This window comes from Microbacterium resistens NBRC 103078 (assembly GCF_001552355.1).
Lineage (GTDB): Bacteria > Actinomycetota > Actinomycetes > Actinomycetales > Microbacteriaceae > Microbacterium > Microbacterium resistens.
Map to the genome: position 1 here is coordinate 65,460 of NZ_BCRA01000010.1, position 22,335 is coordinate 87,794.

At 70.7% G+C, this 22,335-nt stretch carries 13 protein-coding genes; 9 read left to right on the forward strand and 4 right to left on the reverse strand.

The annotated features are described in order from the left end of the window. Window positions 1–55: 55 nt before the first annotated feature. From MR1_RS01995 to otnK, 3 genes are read right to left on the reverse strand one after another with little or no spacing between them, the layout of a single operon-like run. On the reverse strand, window positions 56–859 hold the full coding sequence (locus tag MR1_RS01995; RefSeq protein WP_067242910.1) for a DeoR/GlpR family DNA-binding transcription regulator: 804 nt from the start codon (window positions 857–859) through the stop codon (window positions 56–58). An 11-nt stretch (window positions 860–870) separates the two neighbouring features. Further along, window positions 871–1,527 carry a class II aldolase/adducin family protein gene (locus MR1_RS02000; protein ID WP_067242911.1) on the reverse strand — a complete coding sequence of 219 codons (657 nt, stop codon included), beginning with the start codon at window positions 1,525–1,527 and terminating at the stop codon, window positions 871–873. After that, window positions 1,511–2,758: a 3-oxo-tetronate kinase gene (gene otnK / locus MR1_RS02005; RefSeq protein ID WP_157517860.1), complete on the reverse strand. Its 1,248-nt coding sequence runs from the start codon at window positions 2,756–2,758 to the stop codon at window positions 1,511–1,513. Before otnK ends, MR1_RS02000 begins: the two co-directional genes overlap by 17 nt. Window positions 2,759–2,919: 161 nt before the next feature. On the opposite strand from otnK, the gene MR1_RS02010 reads away from it, so the two are divergent. The 5 genes from MR1_RS02010 to MR1_RS02030 are packed head-to-tail and all read left to right on the forward strand — an operon-like array spanning window position 2,920 to window position 8,756. Then, entirely contained in the window at window positions 2,920–4,218 is a 1,299-nt protein-coding gene (locus tag MR1_RS02010; RefSeq protein WP_067242913.1) for a homoserine dehydrogenase, read from the forward strand. Beyond that, window positions 4,215–5,219: an amidohydrolase family protein gene (locus MR1_RS02015; RefSeq protein ID WP_217996165.1), complete on the forward strand. Its 1,005-nt coding sequence runs from the start codon at window positions 4,215–4,217 to the stop codon at window positions 5,217–5,219. The genes MR1_RS02010 and MR1_RS02015 overlap by 4 nt, the downstream gene beginning before the upstream one ends. After that, on the forward strand, window positions 5,216–6,511 hold the full coding sequence (locus MR1_RS02020) for an MFS transporter (protein WP_067242915.1): 1,296 nt from the start codon (window positions 5,216–5,218) through the stop codon (window positions 6,509–6,511). Before MR1_RS02015 ends, MR1_RS02020 begins: the two co-directional genes overlap by 4 nt. Next, window positions 6,504–7,424, forward strand: coding sequence for an amidohydrolase family protein (locus tag MR1_RS02025; protein WP_067242917.1), 921 nt, complete (start codon window positions 6,504–6,506; stop codon window positions 7,422–7,424). Before MR1_RS02020 ends, MR1_RS02025 begins: the two co-directional genes overlap by 8 nt. Window positions 7,425–7,448: 24 nt before the next feature. Continuing rightward, window positions 7,449–8,756 (forward strand): MFS transporter, encoded by a 1,308-nt coding sequence (locus tag MR1_RS02030; RefSeq protein WP_067242919.1) that lies wholly within the window; start codon window positions 7,449–7,451, stop codon window positions 8,754–8,756. A 22-nt stretch (window positions 8,757–8,778) separates the two neighbouring features. Here the strand turns inward: MR1_RS02030 and MR1_RS02035 are convergent, their stop codons facing one another. Continuing rightward, window positions 8,779–9,420 (reverse strand): LysE family translocator, encoded by a 642-nt coding sequence (locus MR1_RS02035; protein ID WP_067242921.1) that lies wholly within the window; start codon window positions 9,418–9,420, stop codon window positions 8,779–8,781. 121 nt (window positions 9,421–9,541) lie between these two features. On the opposite strand from MR1_RS02035, the gene MR1_RS02040 reads away from it, so the two are divergent. From MR1_RS02040 to MR1_RS02055, 4 genes are all read left to right on the forward strand, one after another. After that, complete coding sequence (locus MR1_RS02040; protein ID WP_067242928.1) at window positions 9,542–11,035, forward strand: DUF3375 domain-containing protein; 1,494 nt, start codon at window positions 9,542–9,544, stop codon at window positions 11,033–11,035. Between the two features lie 4 nt (window positions 11,036–11,039). Continuing rightward, entirely contained in the window at window positions 11,040–11,804 is a 765-nt protein-coding gene (locus MR1_RS02045; protein WP_372449954.1) for a DUF4194 domain-containing protein, read from the forward strand. After that, window positions 11,801–15,163 carry an ATP-binding protein gene (locus MR1_RS02050; protein WP_067242930.1) on the forward strand — a complete coding sequence of 1,121 codons (3,363 nt, stop codon included), beginning with the start codon at window positions 11,801–11,803 and terminating at the stop codon, window positions 15,161–15,163. Before MR1_RS02045 ends, MR1_RS02050 begins: the two co-directional genes overlap by 4 nt. Before the next feature lie 500 nt (window positions 15,164–15,663). Continuing rightward, window positions 15,664–21,657, forward strand: coding sequence for an Ig-like domain-containing protein (locus tag MR1_RS02055; protein ID WP_067242931.1), 5,994 nt, complete (start codon window positions 15,664–15,666; stop codon window positions 21,655–21,657). The last annotated feature ends 678 nt before the right edge of the window (window positions 21,658–22,335 follow it).

Here is a 22,335-nt window from a genome sequence, read left to right on the forward strand (position 1 = left end):
TCAGGAGTCGCGCGGCGGCCGGGCCTCGGGAGCGGGGCGTGCGGTCGTCGCGGCCTCAGGGCGTCTCGCCCGAGGCGCGGACGACCGAGACGCCGCGCTCCTCGATCCCGCTCGCCGTAGCGTCGCTCAGGCCGGAGTCGGTCACGATCAGGTCGAGGTCGGTCAGGTCGAACACGCGGTAGCGCCCGAACGTGCCGTACTTCGAGCTGCCTGCCACGAGGACGGCCTCCCCGGCGCTCTTGAGCGCTGCGGTCTTGGGCGCGATCTTGGACTCGGTGGGCGTGGTGACCCCGCGGCGGAGGTCCCAGGAGGACGAGGACAGGAAGGCGATGTCGATCGAGAGCTCGTGCAGGGTCAGTGCGGCGAGGCGGCCCGTGGTCGACTGGTTGTCCCTGTCGACGCGCCCGCCGATCGCGATGACGTCGGCGCTCGGGTGGTCGAGGAACGCGGCGATGATCGCGAGATCGTTCGTGACGACCGTGAGGTCGTCGACGTGCTCGAGGTGCGGCCGCATGGCCTGGATCGTCGTCCCCGCGTCCAGGTAGACGGTCATCGACTCCGTGACGAGCGACGCGGCGTGGCGGGCCATCGCGTCCTTGGCGGCCACGTCCTGACCGGCCTTCTCGAACCGCGGCGGCTCGGCCACGATGCGGGAGGCGATCTTGGCCCCGCCCGGCGTGGCGAGCACGCGGCCGGCCTCTTCCAGCGCGGAGATGTCACGACGGATCGTCATGTGGCTGACGCCCAGCAGATCCGTCATCTGCCGGTAGCTCAGCACCCCCTCACGACGGAGGTGCTTCACGATGAGCTCGCGCCGCTGCTCGGGGATGAGCGGAGTGGTCGCGGCGGGCTTCGTCATGTCTGGTCAGCCTAGCGAACCACGGCCGGAGCGTCGGTCCAGGGCGTGCCCCAGCGCTCGGCGAGCGCCGCGACGTCCTCCGCGGGCAGGAGCCGCCGGGGGCGCCCGTCGGTCAGCAGGGTGATCCGGCACGCCTCCTCCAGCTCGATGGCCGCCTCCACGGCGGCGTCGGGGGTCGCGGCCGAGACGACCTGGCCATGGTTCGCGAGCAGTGCGCCGTGGAAGGGATGGGGGAGGGCGCGCAGCAGCTCCCCGAGCTCGGGGTCGCCGGGGGCGCGGAAGGGGATGAGGGGGCACTGCCCGACGCGCATCACGAAGTACGGGGTCAGCGGGGGCACCGCACTCGTCGTCGACCACGGCTCGAGGCAGCTGGCCGCCACCGCGTAGGGCGAGTGCAGATGGACCACGGCCCGGTGGTGCGGGTTCTTCGCGTAGAGGGCGAGGTGCAGGGCGAGCTCCTTCGACGGCGTCGCGCCACGGACGAACTCGCCGTCGACGGTGACCACCGCGATGTCGTCCGCGGTGAGACGCCCGAGATCCGTCCCGGTGCCGGACATGTGGACCATCCCGTCCGAGAGGACGCTGATGTTGCCGCTGCTTCCCGGACTGACGCCCGCGGCTGCGACGCGCGCCCCCGCCCGGACGATCTCGTCAATCGTCGACGTCATCGATGGCCTTCCATGCGGTGGTGAACATGTCCTCGGTGCCGAAGTTCCCGGACTTCAGCGCGATCGTCAGGGGCCCGCCCGGCGCGTCCGCGGTGCTCCAGCACACCCCGGGCGCGATGCGCGGGCCGATGTGCAGTCGCGCGACGCCCAGGCCCCGGAGCACGGAACCCGAGGTCTCGCCGCCGGCGACGATCACCTGGGTCACGCCGAGCGCCGCGACGGCCCGGGACACGAGCGCGGACAGAAGGTCCTCGATGCCGGCCGCCACGGTGTTCCCGTCCGCTCCTCGCCGGACGTCGTCCGGCGTGCCCACGGTGTAGACGAGCGGGATGGCGTCGGCGTCCTGTTCGCGGATCCAGGCGAGCGTCTCGGCGAGGACCCGTGCCGGTTCGGAGGCGACCTCCTCGACGTCGAGCTTCCGCGACGGGAGCGTCGCCGCCGCGTGCGCGATCTGCGCGCGCGTCCGGGACGAGGCGCTACCGCACACGATCAGCCGTCGCCCCGGCACGGCGGTGAAGGCGTCGTGGAGGTCGGGATGCGGGCCGGTCATGCCGAGGGCGAGGCCCGCGCCGCCGCTGATCAGTCGCCAGCCGGACACGGCGGTGGCGATGGACTGAAGGTCGGCGTCGGACACCGCGTCGACGACGGCGTACCCCGCCGGTGCGGTGTCCAAGGCCTCCCGCAGCGGGAGCGGCCCCGCCTGGACGACGGGCAGCGGCACTTCATGGATGTCCCGGGTCGTCTGCGGCGCGAGGAGGTCGCGGATGCGTGACTGCGTCATGGGGGTGAGCGGATGATGACGCATCGGCGAGTTCTCGAGCAGGTCGTCTCCGACGAAGAGATGCCCGCGGTACACCGTGCGGCCGTTGTCCGGGAACGAGGGGACGACCACCGTGCGCTCCTCGGCGAGCTCCTCCATGACGGCGTCGAGGATCGGCCCGATGTTGCCCTCCGGAGTCGAGTCGAACGTCGAGCAGTACTTCACGTAGTACCGCCGCGCCCCGAGGGCCTCGAGCGCGCGGATCGCGCGCACGCTCTGCGCGACGGCGTCCGGCACGGGGGCGGTCCGGGTCTTGAGGGCGACGACGACGGCGTCCGCGTCGCCGATGGCGGCGGCGTTCAGGGCTGCGTCCTCGATGGAGACGACGGCACGGAATCCCTGCTGCCGCAGCGCCATGGCGAGATCCGTCGCGCCGGTGAAGTCGTCCGCGACAGCGCCGATGTCGATCACGCGTCCTCCTCGGTCGTTGTGCTTCCATTTGACCACGTGTGAATCTATGTGAACAAATTTGATAAATCTTTAGGGGTGTGTCACAGTGAGCGGGGCCCGCGGGAAATCGCCGTGGACGCCCGGACGAGCGCACGGAACGATCCGTGCAGAGGGGAACACCGATGACGCGCACTCCGATCCGCGTGGCTCTCACCGGAGCTCGAGGAGGCTTCGGCCGCACCTTCCTCGCGCAGCTCCGGTCGATCGAGCGGATGACGGCGACGCAGCTCATCGACCCCGACGTCGACGGCGTCCGCGCACTCCTCGGCGAGCTCGGAGGGCTTGCGGATGCCGAGGCGATCTCTGGCCACGCCGACATCCGCTGGGACGAGATCGACGTCCTCGTCGAGGCGAGCGGACGGGTGGAAGCGGGATACCGCTACGCCGCGGACGCGATCGCTCACGGCGTCGCGGTCGTGATGGTCAGCAAGGAGATCGAGAGCGTCGCCGGCGTCTCGCTGGCCGCCGCCGCCCGGGAACGGGGCGTCGGGTACCTCCCCGGTGACGGCGACCAGCCGGCGAACCTCCTCCGCCTGCTCTCCTGGGTGGAGCGCGTCGGGCTCCCCGTCGTCGCGCTCGGCAAGTCCGGCGAGTACGACCTGGTCTTCGACCCGGAGACCGGGGTCGTCGCGCAGCAGGACGAGCGGATCGAGGCGCCGTCGCTCGCTCAGCACCTGACCCTCGCCGCCGACGTCCAGGCCACGCTCGACGCACGTGCCCGCGCCGTCTCGGCGCTCACCCGTGCCGCCGCTGCGGACTCCTGCGAGATGGCCGTGGTCTCCCTGTACTCGGGGGCCACCGCGGACACCGAGCGGATGCACTATCCGGTGGCCCGTCCGAGCGAGCTCGCGGACGTGTACGCGCGTCGCGGCGACGGCGGCCTGATCGGGACCGATCGCGCCGTCGACGTGTTCTCCGCACTGAGGCTCCCCGGCGAGGCCAGCTTCGCCGGCGGTGTCTTCGTCGTCGTCGAGACCGGAGACGATGAGACGTGGCGGATGCTCGCGGGCAAGGGGCACGTCGTCTCCCGTTCCGGCCGCTACGCGTGCATCTACTGGCCGTACCACTTCATGGGGGTGGAGACCCCGCTGACGATCGACGCCGTCGTACGCGGCGAGACGCCGTTCACGGCGCCGCGCCACCACACGGTCCTCGCGGCGCGGGCCGAGGGGGCGCTCCCCGCCGGCACGGTCTTCGAGGTCCGCGGGCACCACCACGAGATCGACGGCGTCGCACCGGTGATCCGGGACGGGGGCACGGTGCGGGCCGACTCCGACGACGCGCTCGCCGCGGGCTACTACCTGCTCTCCGGCGCACGGCTGGTCCGCGACGTCGCCGCCGGGGAGCTGATCCGGCTCTCCGACCTCGACGGCGTCGCGGCGGACGTCCGTGCGGCGTACGTCGACGGGGTGCGGCGGTGAGCGTCGAGAGCGCGCAGCGGATCCGGCGCGAGCGCCTGCCCGACGGCTACCAGCTGCGCATCCTCGACGCGCACCACCACTTCTGGGACCTCGACGGCGACGGGCACTGGCCGTGGATCCAGGACGCCTACGACGAGGACTTCTTCCTCGGGGACTACACGGCGATGCGCCGGACGTTCCTCCCTGCCCAGTATCGGGCCGAGACCGCGGGATGGGACATCATCGGGACCGTGCACTGCGAGGCCGAGCGCAGCCGCAGCGAGCAGGTCGAGGAGGACGACTTCCTGCAGACGCTGAGCACCGCGACGGACGGACGCTTCCCCGTCGCCGCGGTCGCCCACGTCGGCTTCCTGCAGCCGGATCGCGACGAGATCCTGGCCGCCCACGCGCAGCGCCCGATCGTGCGGGGCATCCGCTCCAAGCCGGTGATCTCCCGGGGGCCGGGCGAGCGCGCCGACGGGCCGGGCACCCTGCACGACCCCCGCTGGGTCGAGGGGATCGCCGCGCTGGCGCACCACGGGTTCTCGTGGGACCTGCGGGTCCCGTCCCATCACCTGTCCGAGGCGGCCGACGTGCTCTCCGACTTCCCGGATCTGGCCGTCGTCGTGAACCACTGCGGTCTGCCGCTGGACCGTTCCGACGAGGGGCTGCGGCGGTGGCGCGACGGTATGGAGCGCCTCGCCGCGCTCCCCGCCACGACCGTCAAGGTGTCCGAGCTCGGCCTGTATCCCAACCGCTGGGATCGTCCGTCGAACGAGCGCGTCGTGCGCGAGACCCTCGCGATCTTCGGCGCCGATCGATCGATGTTCGCCACGAACCTGCCGGTCGCGACCCTGACCGCCCCCGACGTCGACGAGGTCGTGGACACCGTCCTCGCCGGGGCCGCGGGACTCGACGCCCCCGCGCTCGACGCGCTGTTCCACGGCACGGCCGCGCGCGTCTACCGCATCGACCTCTCCTCCCTCCCATCCGCTCCCGTTCCCCCCGAGGACCCGTCATGACCACCGTCGCCGAGGGCACCGTCGCCCGTTCCGCCCGCCCCACCAGGATCCGCTGGTGGGTGATCGCGGTGCTGTTCGTCTTCTACACGATCAACTGCATCGACCGCGCCTCCCTCTCGGTGGCGCTGCCGACGATCAGTGCCGAGTTCCTGCTCGAGCCGGCCGTGCAGGGCGTCATCCTGTCGGCGTTCTTCTGGACGTACTGCCTGTTCCAGATCCCCGGCGGAGCGGCGGCGGACCGGTTCGGACCCCGCCGGGTCATCGGCGTCGCCGCCGTGGTGTGGGGATCCTTCACCGCGCTGGCGGGTCTCGCCTGGAACGCCGTGATGCTCGTGCTGAGCCGGCTCGGGCTCGGCGCCTTCGAGGCGCCGTACATGCCCTCTGCCAACAAGCTCGTGACGCGCTGGCTCCCCGCGCGGCACCGCTCGACCGGCGTCACCCTGATCGACTCCGGGGCTCCGCTCGGCTCGGCGTTCGGCGCGCTCGTGGTCACCGGCCTCATCGCCGCCACCGGGTCCTGGCGCTGGTCGTTCCTCATCATCGGCCTCGCCACCGTCGTGATCGGGATCGGGGTGGCGCTGTTCATCCGCAACCACCCGTCCGAGCACCCGATGGTGAACCGTGCGGAGGACGAGCTGATCCGCTCCGGCGCCACCGAGGAGCGCCCCGCGGAGGAGCCGCCCGGGATGAGCAGGGCGACCGTCCTCTGGATGGTCGTCGGCCGGATCGGATGGGCGATGGTCTTCTGGGGTCTCGTCACCTGGGGTCCGACCTACCTCTCCCAGGCCCGCGGCCTCGATCTTGCGGCGATGGGCTTCGCCACGTTCCTGATCTTCCTGTGCGGCGCGGCGGGGGAGATCCTCAGCGGCGTCCTCGCCGACGCGCTGCAGCGCCGCATGTCGCCGAACCGTGCCTTCAAGCTCCTGTTCGGCGGCTCGGGAGCGCTGAGCCTGGTGGCGCTGGCGGCACTGCCGTTCGTCGCGGACGCGGCGACCGCCGTGACCCTCCTGTGCATCGGCGTGTTCTTCAACCTGTTCGGCGGGCTGTACTGGACGATCCCGGGGCGACTCGCGAAGCCCGAGCGGGTCGGTGTCGTCGGCGGCGTCATGAACTTCGCCGGCACGTCCGCGGGCATCGTCGTCCCGATCGTGGCGGGGCTCCTCGTGCAGTTCACGGGCGGATACACCGCGGTCCTCGTGTACCTCGCGGTCTGCGCCGCGGTGTACCTGGTCGGCTCGCTGTCGATCGACTTCGAGGGCCGGGGCGTGCGCAAGGCGGCCGCCCGTGTCTGAGCTCTATACCGGGCCGATCATCGACGCTCACCACCACGTGTGGGATCTGGGCCTCGGCCGCCATCCGTGGCTCGCACCGGGCGCGCGCGTCGCCCACCGGTACGGCGACTACGAGGCGATCAAGCACGACTACCTCCCGGCCGACTATCTCCGTGACATCGAGGGGACGGGCATCGTCGCCTCGGTCTACATGGAGGCCGAGTGGACGCCGGGAGACGCGCTCGGCGAGGTGGCGACGGTCGAGCGGTACCGCGAGCGCACGGGGGTGCCCGGAGCGATCGTCGCCCAGGCGTGGCTCGACGCCCCGGACGTCGACGAGCGGCTGCGCGAGCTGGCCGCCGTTCCCGCCGTGAAGGCGGTCCGGCACAAGCCGGGCGGCCCCACGACGCCGGACGAGGCGGCGAGCGGACGGAGGTCGCTGATGAGCGATCGAGCATGGCGTGCCGGGTACGCGCGTCTCGCAGAGCACGGTCTCCACTTCGACCTGCAGACGCCCTGGTGGAATCTCGCCGAGGCGAGGCGGCTGGCCGAGGACTTCCCGGACTCCACGCTCGTGATCGATCACGCCGCCGTGCTGACGGATCGCGAGCCGGAGACCCTCTCCGCATGGCGTGCGGCGCTCGAGCACGTCGCCTCCGCCCCGAACGTCGTCGTCAAGGCCTCGGGCCTGTGCGTCGCAGGCCAGCCATGGACCGTCGAGGCGAACCGCGGTCCCGTCGAGGACCTCGTGCGCGTCTTCGGTGCAGAGCGGGTGATGTTCGCGAGCAACTTCCCCGTCGACGGCATGTTCACCGACCTGCCTGGTCTGGTCGACGGCTACCGGCGGATCCTGTCCGCCTTCCCCCCTGACGTCCCACGCGCCGTCTTCCACGACACCGCCCGTCGCGTGTACGACCCCCTCCCTCTTCCCTGACCCGCTCCGCTCGAAGGAACCCCCATGACCGTCAACGACGACAAGCTCTTCCGCAAGGTGATGCTGCGCGTGCTCCCGCTCGCGATGCTCGGCTTCTTCCTCTCCTATCTCGATCGGGTGAACATCGGCTACGCCCAGGCGACGATGAGCGCCGACCTAGGGTTCTCGAACGTGGTGTACGGGCTCGGCGCGGGTCTCTTCTTCGTCGGGTACTTCCTGTTCGAGGTCCCCTCCAACCTGATCCTCGCCAAGGTCGGCGCGCGCAAGTGGATCGCCCGGATCATGATCACGTGGGGACTCATCTCGGGCCTCATGTTCATCGTGGACAGCGAGTGGTTGTTCTACCTCCTGCGGTTCCTGCTGGGTGTCGCGGAGGCCGGGTTCATCCCGGGCATCCTCTTCTACATGGCGCACTGGTTCCCCGCCAGCCGTCGTGGGCGCGCCTGGGGCATCTTCTACATCGCGCTCGCCTCGTCGGGTCTGATCGGCGGCCCGGTGTCCGGGTTCATCCTCAGCGGCATGGACGGCGTGCTCGGCCACGCGGGATGGCAGTGGCTGTTCGTGATCGAGGCGATCCCCACGGTCCTGCTCGGCGTCGTGGTGCTGTTCTTCCTCCAGGAGGACCACCGCACCGTGTCGTGGCTCTCCGAGCCCGAGCGGGAGCGGCTGGGCGCCCTCCTGGCCGCCGAGCGCGTCGACGAGGCCGAGACCCCGCTGCGCGCCGTGTTCTCCAGCCGGCTGATCTGGCTGCTGACCGCGGTGTACTTCTCCTACAACTTCGCCCTCTACGGCATCAGCTTCTGGCTGCCGAACCTCATCGGCGATCTCGGGATCACGGACGCGGTGCAGGTCGGCTTCCTCAGCGCCCTGCCGAGTCTCGCCGCGATCGTCTCGATGGTCGCCTTCGGCTACCTGTCGGACCGGGCCGGCGAGCGGCGCCGGTTCATCGCGGCGGCCTTCCTGCTGAGCGCCACCGGTTTCGCGATCTGCATCGTCGCCGGAACGGACCCGGTCTGGGGCATCGTGGGGCTCTGCCTCGCCAACGCCGGGGCGTTGTCGATCCCCGCGATCTTCTGGAGCTTCCAGACCTCGATGCTCGCGGGCACGGCCCTGGCGGGCGGCATCGCCCTCATCAACTCCACGGGGAACCTCGCCGGCTTCGCCGCCCCGTACCTGATCGGGTTCGTGAAGGACACCACGGGGGTCGCGACGATCGCGCTGTACATCACCGGCGGGATCATGGTCGTCGGCGCGCTGCTCACCCTCACCGTCCGGCAGCACCGCGCGGTCGCTGCGGCGGCCGATCTCCCGGCGGACCTCGTCTCGCGATAGCGCGCGCCGATCGCGGTTGCGCTCAGGCCTTGTTGTCCGCGAGGAGCAACGTGCCGCCGAGGCCGATCATCATGCCGCCCCCGGTCGCACGCACGGCTGCGAGGCGGCGCGGCGACCGGGCGAACCACGCCCGCGCGGTCCCGGCGGCGAGGGCCCAGGCCCCGTCGCACACGAACGCGATGACGGTGAAGACCAGGCCGAGGACCAGCATCTGGACGGGCACCGCGCCTGCGGAGAAATCGACGAACTGGGGGAGAGCGGCGACGAAGAACACGATCGTCTTCGGGTTGGACGCGCCGACGATGAATCCCTGCCGGAGCACGGTGGCCGCCGAGGCGCGGCGCGGAGCCTCCGCGGCAGTCGCCGTGATCCCGTCCTTCCGGTGCCGGATCGCCTGCACTCCGAGGTACGCGAGGTACGCCGCTCCGGCGATCTTCACGGCCGTGAACAGGGCCACCGACTGGGCGACGATCGAGCCCACGCCGAAGGCGACGGCGGTGATGGGGATGAGGCCGCCGAGCTCGTTTCCCACCACGCTCCACAGACCGCCACGGCGACCGAGCGAGAGGGAGCGCCCGATCACGAACAGGACGCTCGGACCCGGGATCGCGATGAGGATCAGCGACGCGACCGCGAAGGCGAGGAGGGCTTCGATCGACGGCACGGCGTCACCCTACTCCCCGCGGGACCGCGCGCACCAGGCTGCGTCGCCCCCCACCCGCGAGGCGCGGCCCCGCCCCCGCGCGCGTCGGGAAGGGGTGCGCGTCCTCGGTAGGCTCGAACGTGTGACGAACACGCGTGCCGAAGCGGCCTACCTCCGCTCCCTCGCCGCGTTCCGCACCCCCACGCTGGATCTGCTGCACGGCCGGTTCGCCCCGTTCGTCGTGGCGGCGCTGTCGGTGCTCTTCACCGCCGATCGACCAGCGGTGGCCGTCGCCGACGCCCACGCCGAGGTCGCCGAGATCCTCGACGAGCTGCGCGCGGCCGGCTATGACGACGACGACCGGCGGCTCCCCGGCGGCAGCGGCCGCGAGGTCTGCCGCACCTGGACGCGCGTGGGCTGGCTCGTCCGCCAGATCGACGACGACGTCGAGGTCTATCGGCTCTCCGCGCACGCGGTGGAGGCGCTGGAGATCGCCGGACGCACCGGCGGGGGACGCACGCGCGTCTCGAACTCCCGCGTCCGCACCCTGCTGGAGGCCGTCGAGCACCTCGCCGACAACGCGGAGGCCGATCCGGCCCGGCGCCTCGCCCGGCTGCTGGAGGAGCGGGACCTGCTCGACGCGGAGATCGCGCGCGCCCGCGACGGCGAGATCGACCCGTTCGACGACGAGGAGCTGCTGGAAGAGGCGGAGAACGTGCTGCACCTGGCACGGGAGCTGCCGGCCGACTTCACACGGGTGGCGGAGTCGCTCAAGGCCATGCAGCGCGACGTGGTCGCACACCTCCGCCGCGACGAGCGGCCGACCGGCGAAGTCCTGCGCGAGTACCTTCAGCGCGCGCAGGACGTGATGCAGTCGACCCCGGAGGGACGCGCGTTCGCCGGCGCTCTGCGCCTGATCGGGGATCCGGACCGGATCGACGCGCTCACCGAGCAGCTGCACTCCGTGCTCCGCCAGCCCTTCGCGCGGATGCTGGACGGCACGCAGCGCGCCGAGCTCGACGCCATCGGCCGGCGGGTCGAGGTCGGCGTGGAGGAGGTGCTCGCCGCCCAGCGGCGGGCGTCGCACGTCATCACCGGTCAGGTGAAGACCCACGATCCGCTGCGCGACCGGCAGATCGACGACCTGCTCCGGGACGTGCTCTCCGGCCTGCACGCCTGGACTGACGAGACGGGCGGCGCCGCCGCGGTCAACGCCAGCGTGGACCCGGTGCGCAGCATGCCGCTCGTCGACCTCGGCCATCTGCGTCAGACGGTCAGCGACATCCGCCCGGCCGGGACGCCGGCCCCGCTGGCGGGCGCGGACGACGTCGAGTTCGTCGACAACGACACCCGCGCCTGGGGCGGACCGCGCTACGACGAGCTGGAGGCGTATCTGGCCGGTCTCGGTCCGGAGTTCGACCTCGGCGAGGCGTTCGCGGGGGCCGCGGACGAGACCCGGCGCCCGGTCGACCTCGTGGGCCTGCTCGAGATCGCCCACCGCAACGGCATGACCGAGGCGGATCGGATCTCCACGGTCGAGGCGCGGCGGCCCGACGGCACCACCCGGCGGTTCGCGTTCGGCGCCGTCACGGCGAGGACGACCAGAGCACAAGAGAAGGAAGACGCGATTGACTGACGACGTGCCCGAGACCGCTGCGCCTCAGGACGATCCGTTCATCGCCCCCGTCGCGATGGAGGACGACGCGGACGAGCTGTTCCCCGGCGATCGGGGAACCCTGGATCCGGAGGTCCGGCGAGTGCTCGTCCATCTCCTGCAGCGGCGGTTCGTGGCCGCGGATCGCAACCGCCGCGACTGGACGTTGCTGCTCGATCACCAGCAGGTCATCGAGTCCCGCCTGAACGACCTCTACCTCCGGCTCGTGATCGACCACGGCCGCGGGTACGCGTACAAGCAGCAGCTGCGCTCCGACGAGATCGACATGCCGGTCCTGCTGAAGGACGCGCCCTACTCCCGTGCCGAGACCCTGGTGCTCGTGCACCTGCGCACCGTCTACCAGCGCGAATCGGCGCTCGGGGAGGCCGCGCCCCGCATCGACATCGAGGACGTCGAGCAGACGGTGCTCAGCTACTTCGCCGACGTGGACGGCAGCACCGCGCGCCAGCAGAAGGCGATCCGCAGCGCCATGGACCGCCTCGACCGCGAGGGGATCATCGACGAGGAGACGGACGGACGCTACCGGATCAGCTCCCTCGTCGAGGTCGTCCTCAGCGCCGAGACCCTGAGGGAACTGCGGGACTGGCTGCGCGCGCAGCAGGCGCCGCACGACCGCGCCGACGGCGACGCCGGACCGGATGACGAGGAGGACCGGCCCGAACAGGGGGCCGCAGTCCGCGAGGAGGCCGCGGTCCGAGAGGACGACGCGGCGGAGGTGCCCGTACCGTGACGATGGTGGAGACGCTCTTCGGGCTCATCCCGGCCGGGTCCCGCGGCCAGCAGTGGGTGGCCGAGGACCTGCAGCTGATCAACTGGGGAGGCTACGACGCCGGACCGCACGTGGTGCGGTTCTCGCCGGACGCGACCCTGCTGTGCGGCGGGTCCGGTTCCGGGAAGTCGACGCTCATGGACGCGTACATCGCGCTCATGATGCCCCACACGACGCCGTTCAACGGCGCGTCGAACGGCGGCGTCACCGGGCGCCCGCGCGGCGACGAGCAGCGGAACATCCTCTCCTACGGCCGCGGCAAGATCGACGAATCCCGCACCGACGAGGGCACCAAGCTCCGGGTCCTGCGCGGCGACGGCGAGGACACCTGGAGCGCGGTCGCGATGACCTGGCTCGACCACGACGGATCCCGGTTCACGGCCGTGCGCGCCTGGTACATCCCGGCGGGCGCGCGGGTGCTGGAGGACACCGTGCGGGTCCGGGCGACGGTCGACGCCGCTTTCGACCTCGGGCGCCTCGAGGCCGCGGCGGCACAGCGGCTCTCCGACGCGGCGGTGCGCGCGACGGGACTGGAGACGCTCGGGACCGACCGGGAGTTCTCCGCACGCCTGCACGCCGTGCTGGGCATCGGGACGGCGGGGGCGGGCGCGAAGGCCGTCAGCCTGCTCGCACGCATCCAGGCCGGACAGCAGATCACGACCGTCGACGACCTGTACAAGAGGCTCGTCCTGGAGGAGCCGGAGACGATGGCGACGGCGGACGCCGTGGTCGCCCACTTCGACGAGCTGGAGAGCACGCGGATCAGTATGCTGACCGCTCGCCAGCAGGTGAGCGCTCTCGAGCCGATCCGCGGCATTCGCGACCGGATGGCGGCGTCGAGCGAACGCGTCCGCCTCATCGACGAGCTCGGCTCGTTCACCGAGGCGGCGTCGAGCGCAGCGCTGTGGCGGGCCGAGCGTCGCCTGGACCTGCTGCGCGAAGTGGAGACCGAGCTGCGCGACCGCACCCACGCGCTGGAGCTCGCGCTGCGGGAGAAGCAGGCCCTCGCCGACGCCGCGGAGGCGGAGCGCGAGGGGCTTCTGGAGGTCCTGCGCCAGTCCGGCGGCGACCGGCTGGAGACCGCCCAGCGTGAGCTGCGCGGCGTCGAACGGCGGCTGGAGGAGGTGCGGCGCGAGCGGGACCGCGTGGGCGCGGTCCTGCGCGAGCTCGGCGAGGAAGTGACGACGGCCGACGCATTCGACGCGCTGCTCGCCCGCGCACGGACCGCGTCGACGGGCGGCGACACGGGCCGGTCCGCCCGCGCCGCCTTCGCGGAGGCCGAGGCGGAGCGACGCGCGATCGACCGGGAACGTGCGCGCCTGCGGGACGAGCGGGACCGGAGCGCACGCAGCGCGGGCAGCATCCCCATGCGGCTGGACGAGGCGCGCGCCGCGCTCGCCGAGGCAGCGGGACTCACTCCGGACGACCTGCCCTTCGTGGGCGAGATCGTCGAGGTGCGCACCGAGTACGAGCCGTGGCGGGACGCCTTCAACCTCGCCCTCGGCGGATTCGCGCGCACGCTGCTCATCGACGTCGAGAACCTGCCGCGGTTCCGCGCGGCGATCGAGTCCGTCCGGATCCCGGATCGGTTGAACTACGAGGGCGTGCACGTCGGGATCGGCACGCAGGTCTCCGCCGACCCGACGACGCTGCCCGGGCGCCTCGACTACCGCGACACGCCCTTCACCGGCTGGGTGCAGCAGCATCTTCGGGAGCGCTTCGACTTCGTGTGCGTGGACTCGTCGGCGCAGCTCGCGGAGCACCCGAAGGCGCTGACGATCACCGGGCAGGTCTCCCGCGGGCAGCGCGGCGCCCACGGGGGCCATGGCCGGGACAACGTGCTGGGCTTCTCGAACGAGCGACGGGTCCGTGATCTCGACGAGCGTCTCGCCGAACTGGACACCCGGTACCGGAGCGCCGAGACCGCGGCGCGCGAGGCCGAGTCCGCCCTGGACGACGCCGTCGGGCGCCTCCAGTCCTACGCGAAGGTCCAGGACGTGACCTGGGAGCAGATCGACGTCGACGCCGTCGTCGCCGAGCGCGACCGCTGGCTCGCCGTGGAGTCCGAGGTGACCGACGGCAACCCGGAGATCGCGCGTCTGAAGGCCAGGGCCGAGGAGCTCAAGGCCCGTGAGGCCGGCCTGCGGGCCGAGATGGCGCGGTTGCGCGCGGACCTCGACCGGACGCACGCGGAGTGGGGAGAGGTCACCGACGACGTCGACGCCTGCCAGGTCATCGTCGACGCCGCCGAGGCGGAGGAGCGCGCCCTCGATCCCGCGCAGTCGGCGTTCCTCGACGCGCGTTTCCTGCTCGCCGAGGAGGCGGACCAGGCGGCCCCGTCGGAGCGGCTGGCACGTCTTGACCTCGCCCTGCGCTCGGCCGCCCAGCGCCTCGCGGAGGACCGGCGCGCGGCGGCGGATGCGCATCAGGAGCAGCGCGAGGCCCTCCGGCGGCTGATGACGGGGTTCCTGGAGCGGTGGCCGGATCTCAACGTGCTGCCGGATCCCGACACGTCGGTCGCGGAGTTCGAGGGGATCCTCGAATCCCTCCGCACGAGCGGACTGCACGAGCTGGAGGCCGAGTGGCGCGACAGCCTGCTGCGCCTGTCCGGCAACGACCTGACGAGTCTCGACTCCACGCTCAGCCGCTCGCTGCGGGAGATCAAGGACCGGATCGACCCGATCAACCGGATCATGCAGGAGCTGCCCTTCTACGACGACGATCACCGGCTCCAGATCGTCCCGCGGGAGAACCAGTCCGAGGCGCGACGACGCTTCCGCAGGGAGCTGCGCGAGGTGCGCGGCCTCATCGAAGCGGCGTCGACGGACGAGCAGCGTCAGCACGCGTACAACCGGATGAGCCGCCTGATCGGCAAGATGCGGCGGACCGCTCCGGACTTCGCCGAGCTCATCGACGTGCGCAACCATGTGCGGGTGAGCGCGGAGCGGATCCACGCCGCCACCGGGGAGCACGTCGCCCTCTACGACCACATCGGGGAGAAATCGGGCGGGGAGTCGCAGGAGCTCGTGGCGTTCATCGTCGGGTCCGCGCTGCGCTACCAGCTCGGCGACGCGGGAGCCCCGCGTCCGCGCTACGCGCCGGTGTTCATGGACGAGGCGTTGATCAAGGCGGACGCGCACTTCACCAAACGTGCGATCGGCGCGTGGCGCGGGCTCGGCTTCCAGCTGGTGATCGGCGCTCCGAACGACAAGTACAGTGCGATCGAGCCGCACGTGGACGTGGAGTACACGATCCTGAAGGACACCCGAGGACGCTCCTGGGCCCGGCCGAAGGTGGGGCTCGATCCGGCGGTGAGCTGAGCGAGGTCAGGCCGGTCGCGAGGCCAGGAGCGGTCGGGGCGGGTGGACGGCGCCCCGGCCGGCGACCCGGCTGCCCGCGGTTCCGCAGGTCTTTCGCGACCGTCGATTGTCTCGGTGACCAGCGAAAAACAGAAACACAGGTATTTCGGTTCCCGTTTTCTGGACGCCTGAAAAAACCCTGAGTATGTTGACCCGAACAGGGGGGACCGGAAGGTTCCGGAGCATCAGACACGACGCGGTGACGCGCTCTTCGGCGTGCCCGTCGTGTAGTCGGCCGAGGGGGTTGATTCATGTTCGGTTTGTCGTCATCGGGTGAGTGGAGTGTCGCTGGCCTGTGGAATCGCATTCGTGCGGCGAGGGGATTCTCGGCCTCCGCCCGGCACGAAGAACCCGACCGATCATCGCCGCCGCCGGACCTTGCGAGGAGCTCGTCAGTCCCGCAGCGCGCGACCACCCGCGGAGAACTCCGGCGGGCGGCGGCCGCCCGGAGGAAGCAGGCGGTGCGTCGGCCGATCGCCATCGCAGGGACCGTCCTGCTCGCCGTCGGCGGCCTGGCGCTCACCCCCCAGCTCGCTCTCGCCGCTCCGGGAAGCCCCGGAGTCCCGTCCGACCCCTACGTGATCGGGCATGAGGACTTCGAGAACGGGACGGGCGCGACGGCGACGCGGATCGCGGACTATGTGAACGCGGGCGGCGCGGGCTATTCGACGGACGAGTTCTGGGGCCGCCAGAGTCAGTGCAACGGGGTGATCCTGCAGTACGAGAACACACAGTTCCCGTCCGGGTTCTGCCAGGGGTTCAGCGACCGCAACCGCGACCGGGTCACCCAGGTGAACGTGCGTCGCCTGGCGGATGTGCTGGGTCAGGTGGGTGCGGGTGTGCAGGGGAGCCAGGACCGGAACACACCGGTGAACGGCTCCACCGCGGAGACTCGCCAGAACAGCGCGGTCGCGGAGTGGACCTTCTGGGAGAACGGCAACCCGAATGAGACGGTCCTGATTTCCGACCCGTTCACCCTGCCGGTCGCGCAGGGTCAGCGCTACTACACCATCTCGATCGACGTCGCCGAGGTCTCTTGCGACTACCTGAGCGGTCAGAACAACTCGCGTCTGGACGCGTTCCTGCACTACGGCGACGGTTCGGTGATCGCCATGAACAAGGAGCCGATCCGGGCGTGCACCGACCCCGATGTCGCGTACTACACCTCGCCCGACCTTCCGGGCGGATGGGATTCCGGTGGTGCCTATGTCGCGGCGGGCCGGTTCTACTCCGACTCTGCGGTGCTGCTCTCGCCGGAGGACTTCCAGAACGTGCAGGTGCAGGTGAAGAACCGCATCGGTGCGTCCAGCGGCAATGACTTCGCGATCGACAACCTGATCCTGCTCGACGCGACGCCGCAGCTGGACAAGTCCTTCTCGCCGGAGACGGTGAAGCCGGGCGAGCCGGCGACGCTCACGTTCACCGTGACGAACTCCAGCGACTTGGCGGAGAAGAACGGGTGGAGCTTCACGGACGCCCTCGACGAGGGGCTGGTGGTCGCGGACGAGCCGAACATCGGCGGGACCTGCCAGGCCGACGTGAATGCGGCGCCGGGCAGCAACGAGATCGTCATCGCCGACGGGGTCCTCGACTTCATGGCGGAGTCGTGCACGATCACGGTCGACGTGATCGCACAGGACCAGGCTGAGCGGTCCAAGACGTACTCGAACGGTCCGGGGAATGTGACCCAGAACGGTCTGAACCCTCCGGGCGACAGCACGTTGACGGTCGAGGACGAGGCGCCGGCGGCGACGGACGACGAGTCGCGGGGCAACCCGCAGGGTGAGCCGGTCACGGTGAACCCCCTGGCGAACGATGCCGGGGCGCTGGATCCGTCGACGGTGAACATCACGGACCCGGCGACGGGTGAGCCGACGAAGCGTCTGGAGGTTCCGGGCGAGGGCGTGTGGGTCGTGAACGAGGACGGCACGATCACCTTCACGCCGGAGGACGGCTTCACGGGCAACCCGACGTCGATCGCGTACACGGTCGAGGACGAGTACGGGGAGCAGACCGGCGCGAACGTCATCGTGACGTACGTGCCCGAGGCGCAGGACGACGAGGACCTGGACAACCCGCCGGGGACGCCCGTGACGGTGGACGTTCTGGCGAACGACTCAGACAACCTGGATCCGTCCACGGTGGACATCACCGACCCGAACACGGGCGAGCCGACCAAGGAGCTGGTGGTTCCGGGTGAGGGCGTGTGGGTCGTGAACGACGACGGCTCGATCACGTTCACGCCGGAGGAGGGCTTCCCCGGCAACCCGACGCCGATCGATTACACGGTGAGCGACACGGACGGCAACGAGGTCGGCGCGACCGTCGTGGTGACCTACCTGCCGGTGGCGAACGACGACGAGTCGCTGGGCAACGAACCGGGGACACCGGTCACCCTGAACGTGCTGGAGAACGACTCGCCTGACCTCGACCCCTCGACGCTGAACATCACGGACCCGGCGACCGGTCAGCCGACCAAGCGCCTCGCGGTCCCCGGCGAGGGCGTCTGGACGGTGAACGACGACGGCACGATCACGTTCACGCCCGAAGAGGGCTTCGACGGTGAGCCGACGCCGATCGCGTACACGGTGGAGGACGCGGACGGCAACGAGACCGGGGCGAACGTCCGCGTCGGGTATCTGCCCGCCGCGGAGGACGACGAGGACCTGGACAACGAGCCGGGCACTCCGGTCACCCTGGCGGTGCTGGGCAACGACACGGACGACCTGGATCCGTCGACCGTGAACATCACCGACCCGAACACGGGTGAGCCGACGAAGCGTCTGGTAGTTCCAGGTGAGGGGGTGTGGGTCGTGAACGACGACGGCTCGATCACCTTCACGCCGGAGGAGGGGTTCCCCGGAGACCCGACGCCGATCGCGTACACGGTGAGGGACACGGACGGCAACGAGACCGGGGCGAACGTCGTGGTCACGTACCTGCCGGTGGCGAACGACGACGAGTCGCGCGGCAACGAGCCGGGCACCCCGGTGACGGTGAACGTCCTGGAGAACGACTCGGAGGACCTGGATCCGTCGACGCTGAACATCACGGACCCGGCGACCGGCCAGCCGACCAAGCGGCTCGCGGTCCCCGGCGAGGGCGTCTGGACGGTGAACGACGACGGCACGATCACGTTCACTCCGGAGGACGGCTTCGTCGGCGACCCCACCCCCATCGGATACACGGTCGAGGACGCGGACGGCAACGAGACCGGGGCGAACGTCGTGGTCACGTACCTCCCCGCGGCGCAGGACGATGAGGACCTGGACAACGAACCGGGGACGCCGGTGACGGTGGATGTGCTGGGCAACGACTCGGACAACCTGGATCCGTCGACCGTGAACATCACCGACCCGGCGACGGGTGAGCCGACGAAGCGCCTGGTGGTCCCGGGTGAGGGTGTGTGGGTCGTGAACGAGGACGGCTCGATCACCTTCACGCCGGAGGACGGCTTCACGGGCAATCCGACCCCGATCGCCTACACGGTCGAGGACAACGACGGCAACGGGGTCGGCGCGAACGTCGTGGTGACCTACCTGCCGGAGGCGGCCGACGACGAGTCGTTGAACAACCCGCGCGGTGCCACGGTGACCGTGCCGGTGCTGGACAACGACTCCGACAACCTCGACCCGTCGACGGTGAACATCACCGATCCCGACGGCAACCCGGTCAAGACCCTGGAGGTCCCCGGGGAGGGCGTCTGGACGGTGAACGACGACGGGTCGATCACCTTCGCGCCGGAGGAGGGCTTCGCGGGTGACCCGACGCCGATCCGGTACTCGGTGCAGGACCAGGGCGGCAACACGGTCGACGCGCAGGTGATCGTCACCTACGTGGACCCGGAGGCCAAGGACGACGAGTCCAAGGGGAACACGCCGGGTCAGCCGGTGACGGTCCCCGTCCTGGATAACGACGAGGGTGACCTGGATCCGTCGACGCTGAACATCACCGACCCGACCACGGGCGAGCCGACCAAGCGGCTCGAGGTCCCGGGCGAGGGCGTGTGGATGGTCAACGACGACGGGACGGTCACGTTCACGCCGGAGGAGGGCTTCTCCGGTGACCCGACGCCGATCGCCTACACGGTCGAGGACACCGAGGGCAACGAGACGGGCGCGAACGTGATCGTCACGTACCTTCCGGAGGCCGTCGACGACGAGTCGCGGAACAACCCGCAGGGTTCGACCGTGACGGTGCCCGTGCTGGACAACGACTCCGACAACGTGGACCCGTCGACGGTGAACATCACCGACCCCGACGGGAAGCCGGTGAAGGAGCTCGTCGTTCCGGGCGAGGGCGTGTGGACGGTCAACGACGACGGCACGATCACCTTCGCGCCGGAGGACGGCTTCACGGGCAATCCGACCCCGATCGCGTACACGGTCGAGGACGAGGAGGGCAACGAGGTCGGTGCGAACGTCGTGGTGACCTACCTGCCGGAGGCGAACGACGACGAGTCGCGGGACAACGCCCGCGGAGCCACGGTCACGGTGCCGGTGCTGGACAACGACTCCGACAACCTCGACCCGTCGACGGTGAACATCACCGACCCGAGCACCGGCGAGCCGGTGAAGGAGCTGGCCGTCCCCGGCGAGGGCGTCTGGACCGTGAACGACGACGGGTCGATCACCTTCACGCCGGAGGAGGGATTCGCGGGCGACCCGACGCCGATCCGGTACTCGGTGCAGGACCGGGACGGCAACACGGTCGACGCGCAGGTGATCGTCACCTACGTGGACCCCGTGGCGCAGAACGACGAGTCCAAGGGGAACACGCCGGGTCAGCCAGTGACGGTCCCCGTCCTGGACAACGACGGCGGCGCGCTGGATCCGTCCACGCTGAACATCACCGACCCGGACGGGAACCCCGTGAAGGAGCTGGTGGTGCCGGGCGAGGGTACCTGGACGGTGAACGAGGACGGCTCGATCACCTTCACGCCGGAGCCTGGGTTCAGCGGCAACCCGACCCCGATCGGCTACACGGTCGAGGACACCGAGGGCAACCCCACCGGGGCGACGCTCGTGGTCACCTACCTTCCCGAGGCGGCGGACGACGAGTCGCGGAACAACCCCCGCGGCGAGGCGGTCACGGTGCCGGTCCTGGACAACGACTCCGACAACGTGGACCCGTCGACGGTGAACATCACCGACCCGGACGGGAACCCGGTGAAGGAACTGGTGGTCCCGGGTGAGGGCACCTGGACGGTGAACGAGGACGGCTCGATCACCTTCACCCCGGAGCCCGGGTTCGAGGGCGATCCGACCCCGATCGCCTACACGGTCGAGGACGCGGACGGCAACCAGGTCGGTGCCGAGGTCATCGTCACCTACCTGGATCCCGACGCCGACCCGCGCGGGCGCGACGACCGGTCCGACGGCAACCGGATCGGGCAGCCGGTGACCGTGCCGGTGCTGGGCAACGACGACGGAGCGCTCGACCCCTCGACGCTGAGCATCACCGACCCGGACGGGAACCCGGTGAAGGAGCTGGTCGTCCCCGGTGAGGGAACGTGGACCGTGAACGACGACGGCTCGATCACGTTCACCCCGGAGCCCGGATACACCGGCAACCCGACCCCGATCCAGTACACGGTGGAGGACCAGGACGGTCGTGAGACCGGGGGGAAGGTCACCGTGACCTACCTGCCGGAGGCGTACGACGACGCGTCGCTGAACAATCCCTGCCGGGCTGCGACGACCGCGGCGGACGGCACGCTGGTCGCGCAGGCGGCGGGCGCGACGACCTGCGGCCCCGTGACGGTGGACGTGCTCGGCAACGACTCCGACAACGTGGACCCGTCGACGGTGAACATCACCGACCCGGACGGGAACCCGGTGAAGGAGCTCGTCGTCCCCGGCGAGGGCACGTGGACGGTCAACCCCGACGGGTCGATCACCTTCACGCCGGAAGAGGGCTTCTCCGGCAACCCGACCCCGATCCGGTACACCGTGAAGGACCCGTTCGGCAACGAGGTCGGCGCCGAGGTGGTCATCACCTACGTCCACGACCCGGAGGCGCCGGAGCCTCCGCGGGCCCACGACGACGTGTCGCGGGACAACCCGTGGGGTCCGGTCATCGTCAGCCCGCTGGAGAACGACGAGGGCGAGTTCGACGTCCCGAGCCTGGAGCTCGTCGGTCCCGACGGCACGGGCACCAAGGAACTGACCGTTCCCGGCGAGGGCGTGTGGATCGTGAACCCGGACGGCACCGTTAGGTTCATCCCCGCCCCGGGCGCCCCCCAGTGCCCGACGCCGGTCGCGTACCGCGTGACCGACGTCAACGGGAACCAGACCGGCGCGACGATCTCGATCTGCTACGTGGATCGGCCCGGGGGCTCGCTCCCGGTCACCGGCCTCGGTGCGGAGGCCGGGATCGCCGGACTTGCGGGGCTCGCCCTGCTGGCGCTGGGGGGAGGCGCCTACCTGATCGGCCGTCGTCGCCAGACGCTGTAGCCGCCTTGCAGCATCAGGCGTGACGCCGGAGCGGGAGCGGCGGTCCCTCGGGGCCGCCGCTCCCTTCGTCGTGCACTGGCGAGCATGCTGGCATCCCGTACTGACCACAGGAGCGGCCGGGGTCCCCATGTCTGACACACCAGTATTTGGGAATTGACTGAAATACTGCGGAACTGTTGCTCACAGCGAATTGTCATGTTGGGGGAACCCTGGCATCCTGTTTCCGATACCGATCGATCGAGGGGGAACGATGCGGCGAAACGCACAGACGGCGACGACGCGACGGACGGCGAGGCCGCGGCGGGGATTGTTGGCGGGGCTCATCGTTCCGCTGCTCATCTCTGTCGGCCTCGTCGGCGCGGACGTCGTAGCGGATGCCTCGACCCCTGCGGTGGCGGCACCGGGCAACCCCGGCACGCCGGGCCCCGCCCGCGAGATCTACTACGAGGGGTTCGAGAACAACACGGGCGCGACCGCGGTCAGCCTGCGCAACTACGTGGGAGCCCAGGGCGAGGTCTACACCGCGCACGACTACTGGCTGCGGCAGGACCAGTGCAACGGCGTCGTGGTCCAATACTCGGCCACCGTCTTCCCCAGCGGCTTCTGCACGACGGAGTACAACTCGCGCAACAACGTGCGGCGGATGGCTGACGTGCTCGGCCAGGTCGACGCCGGCGT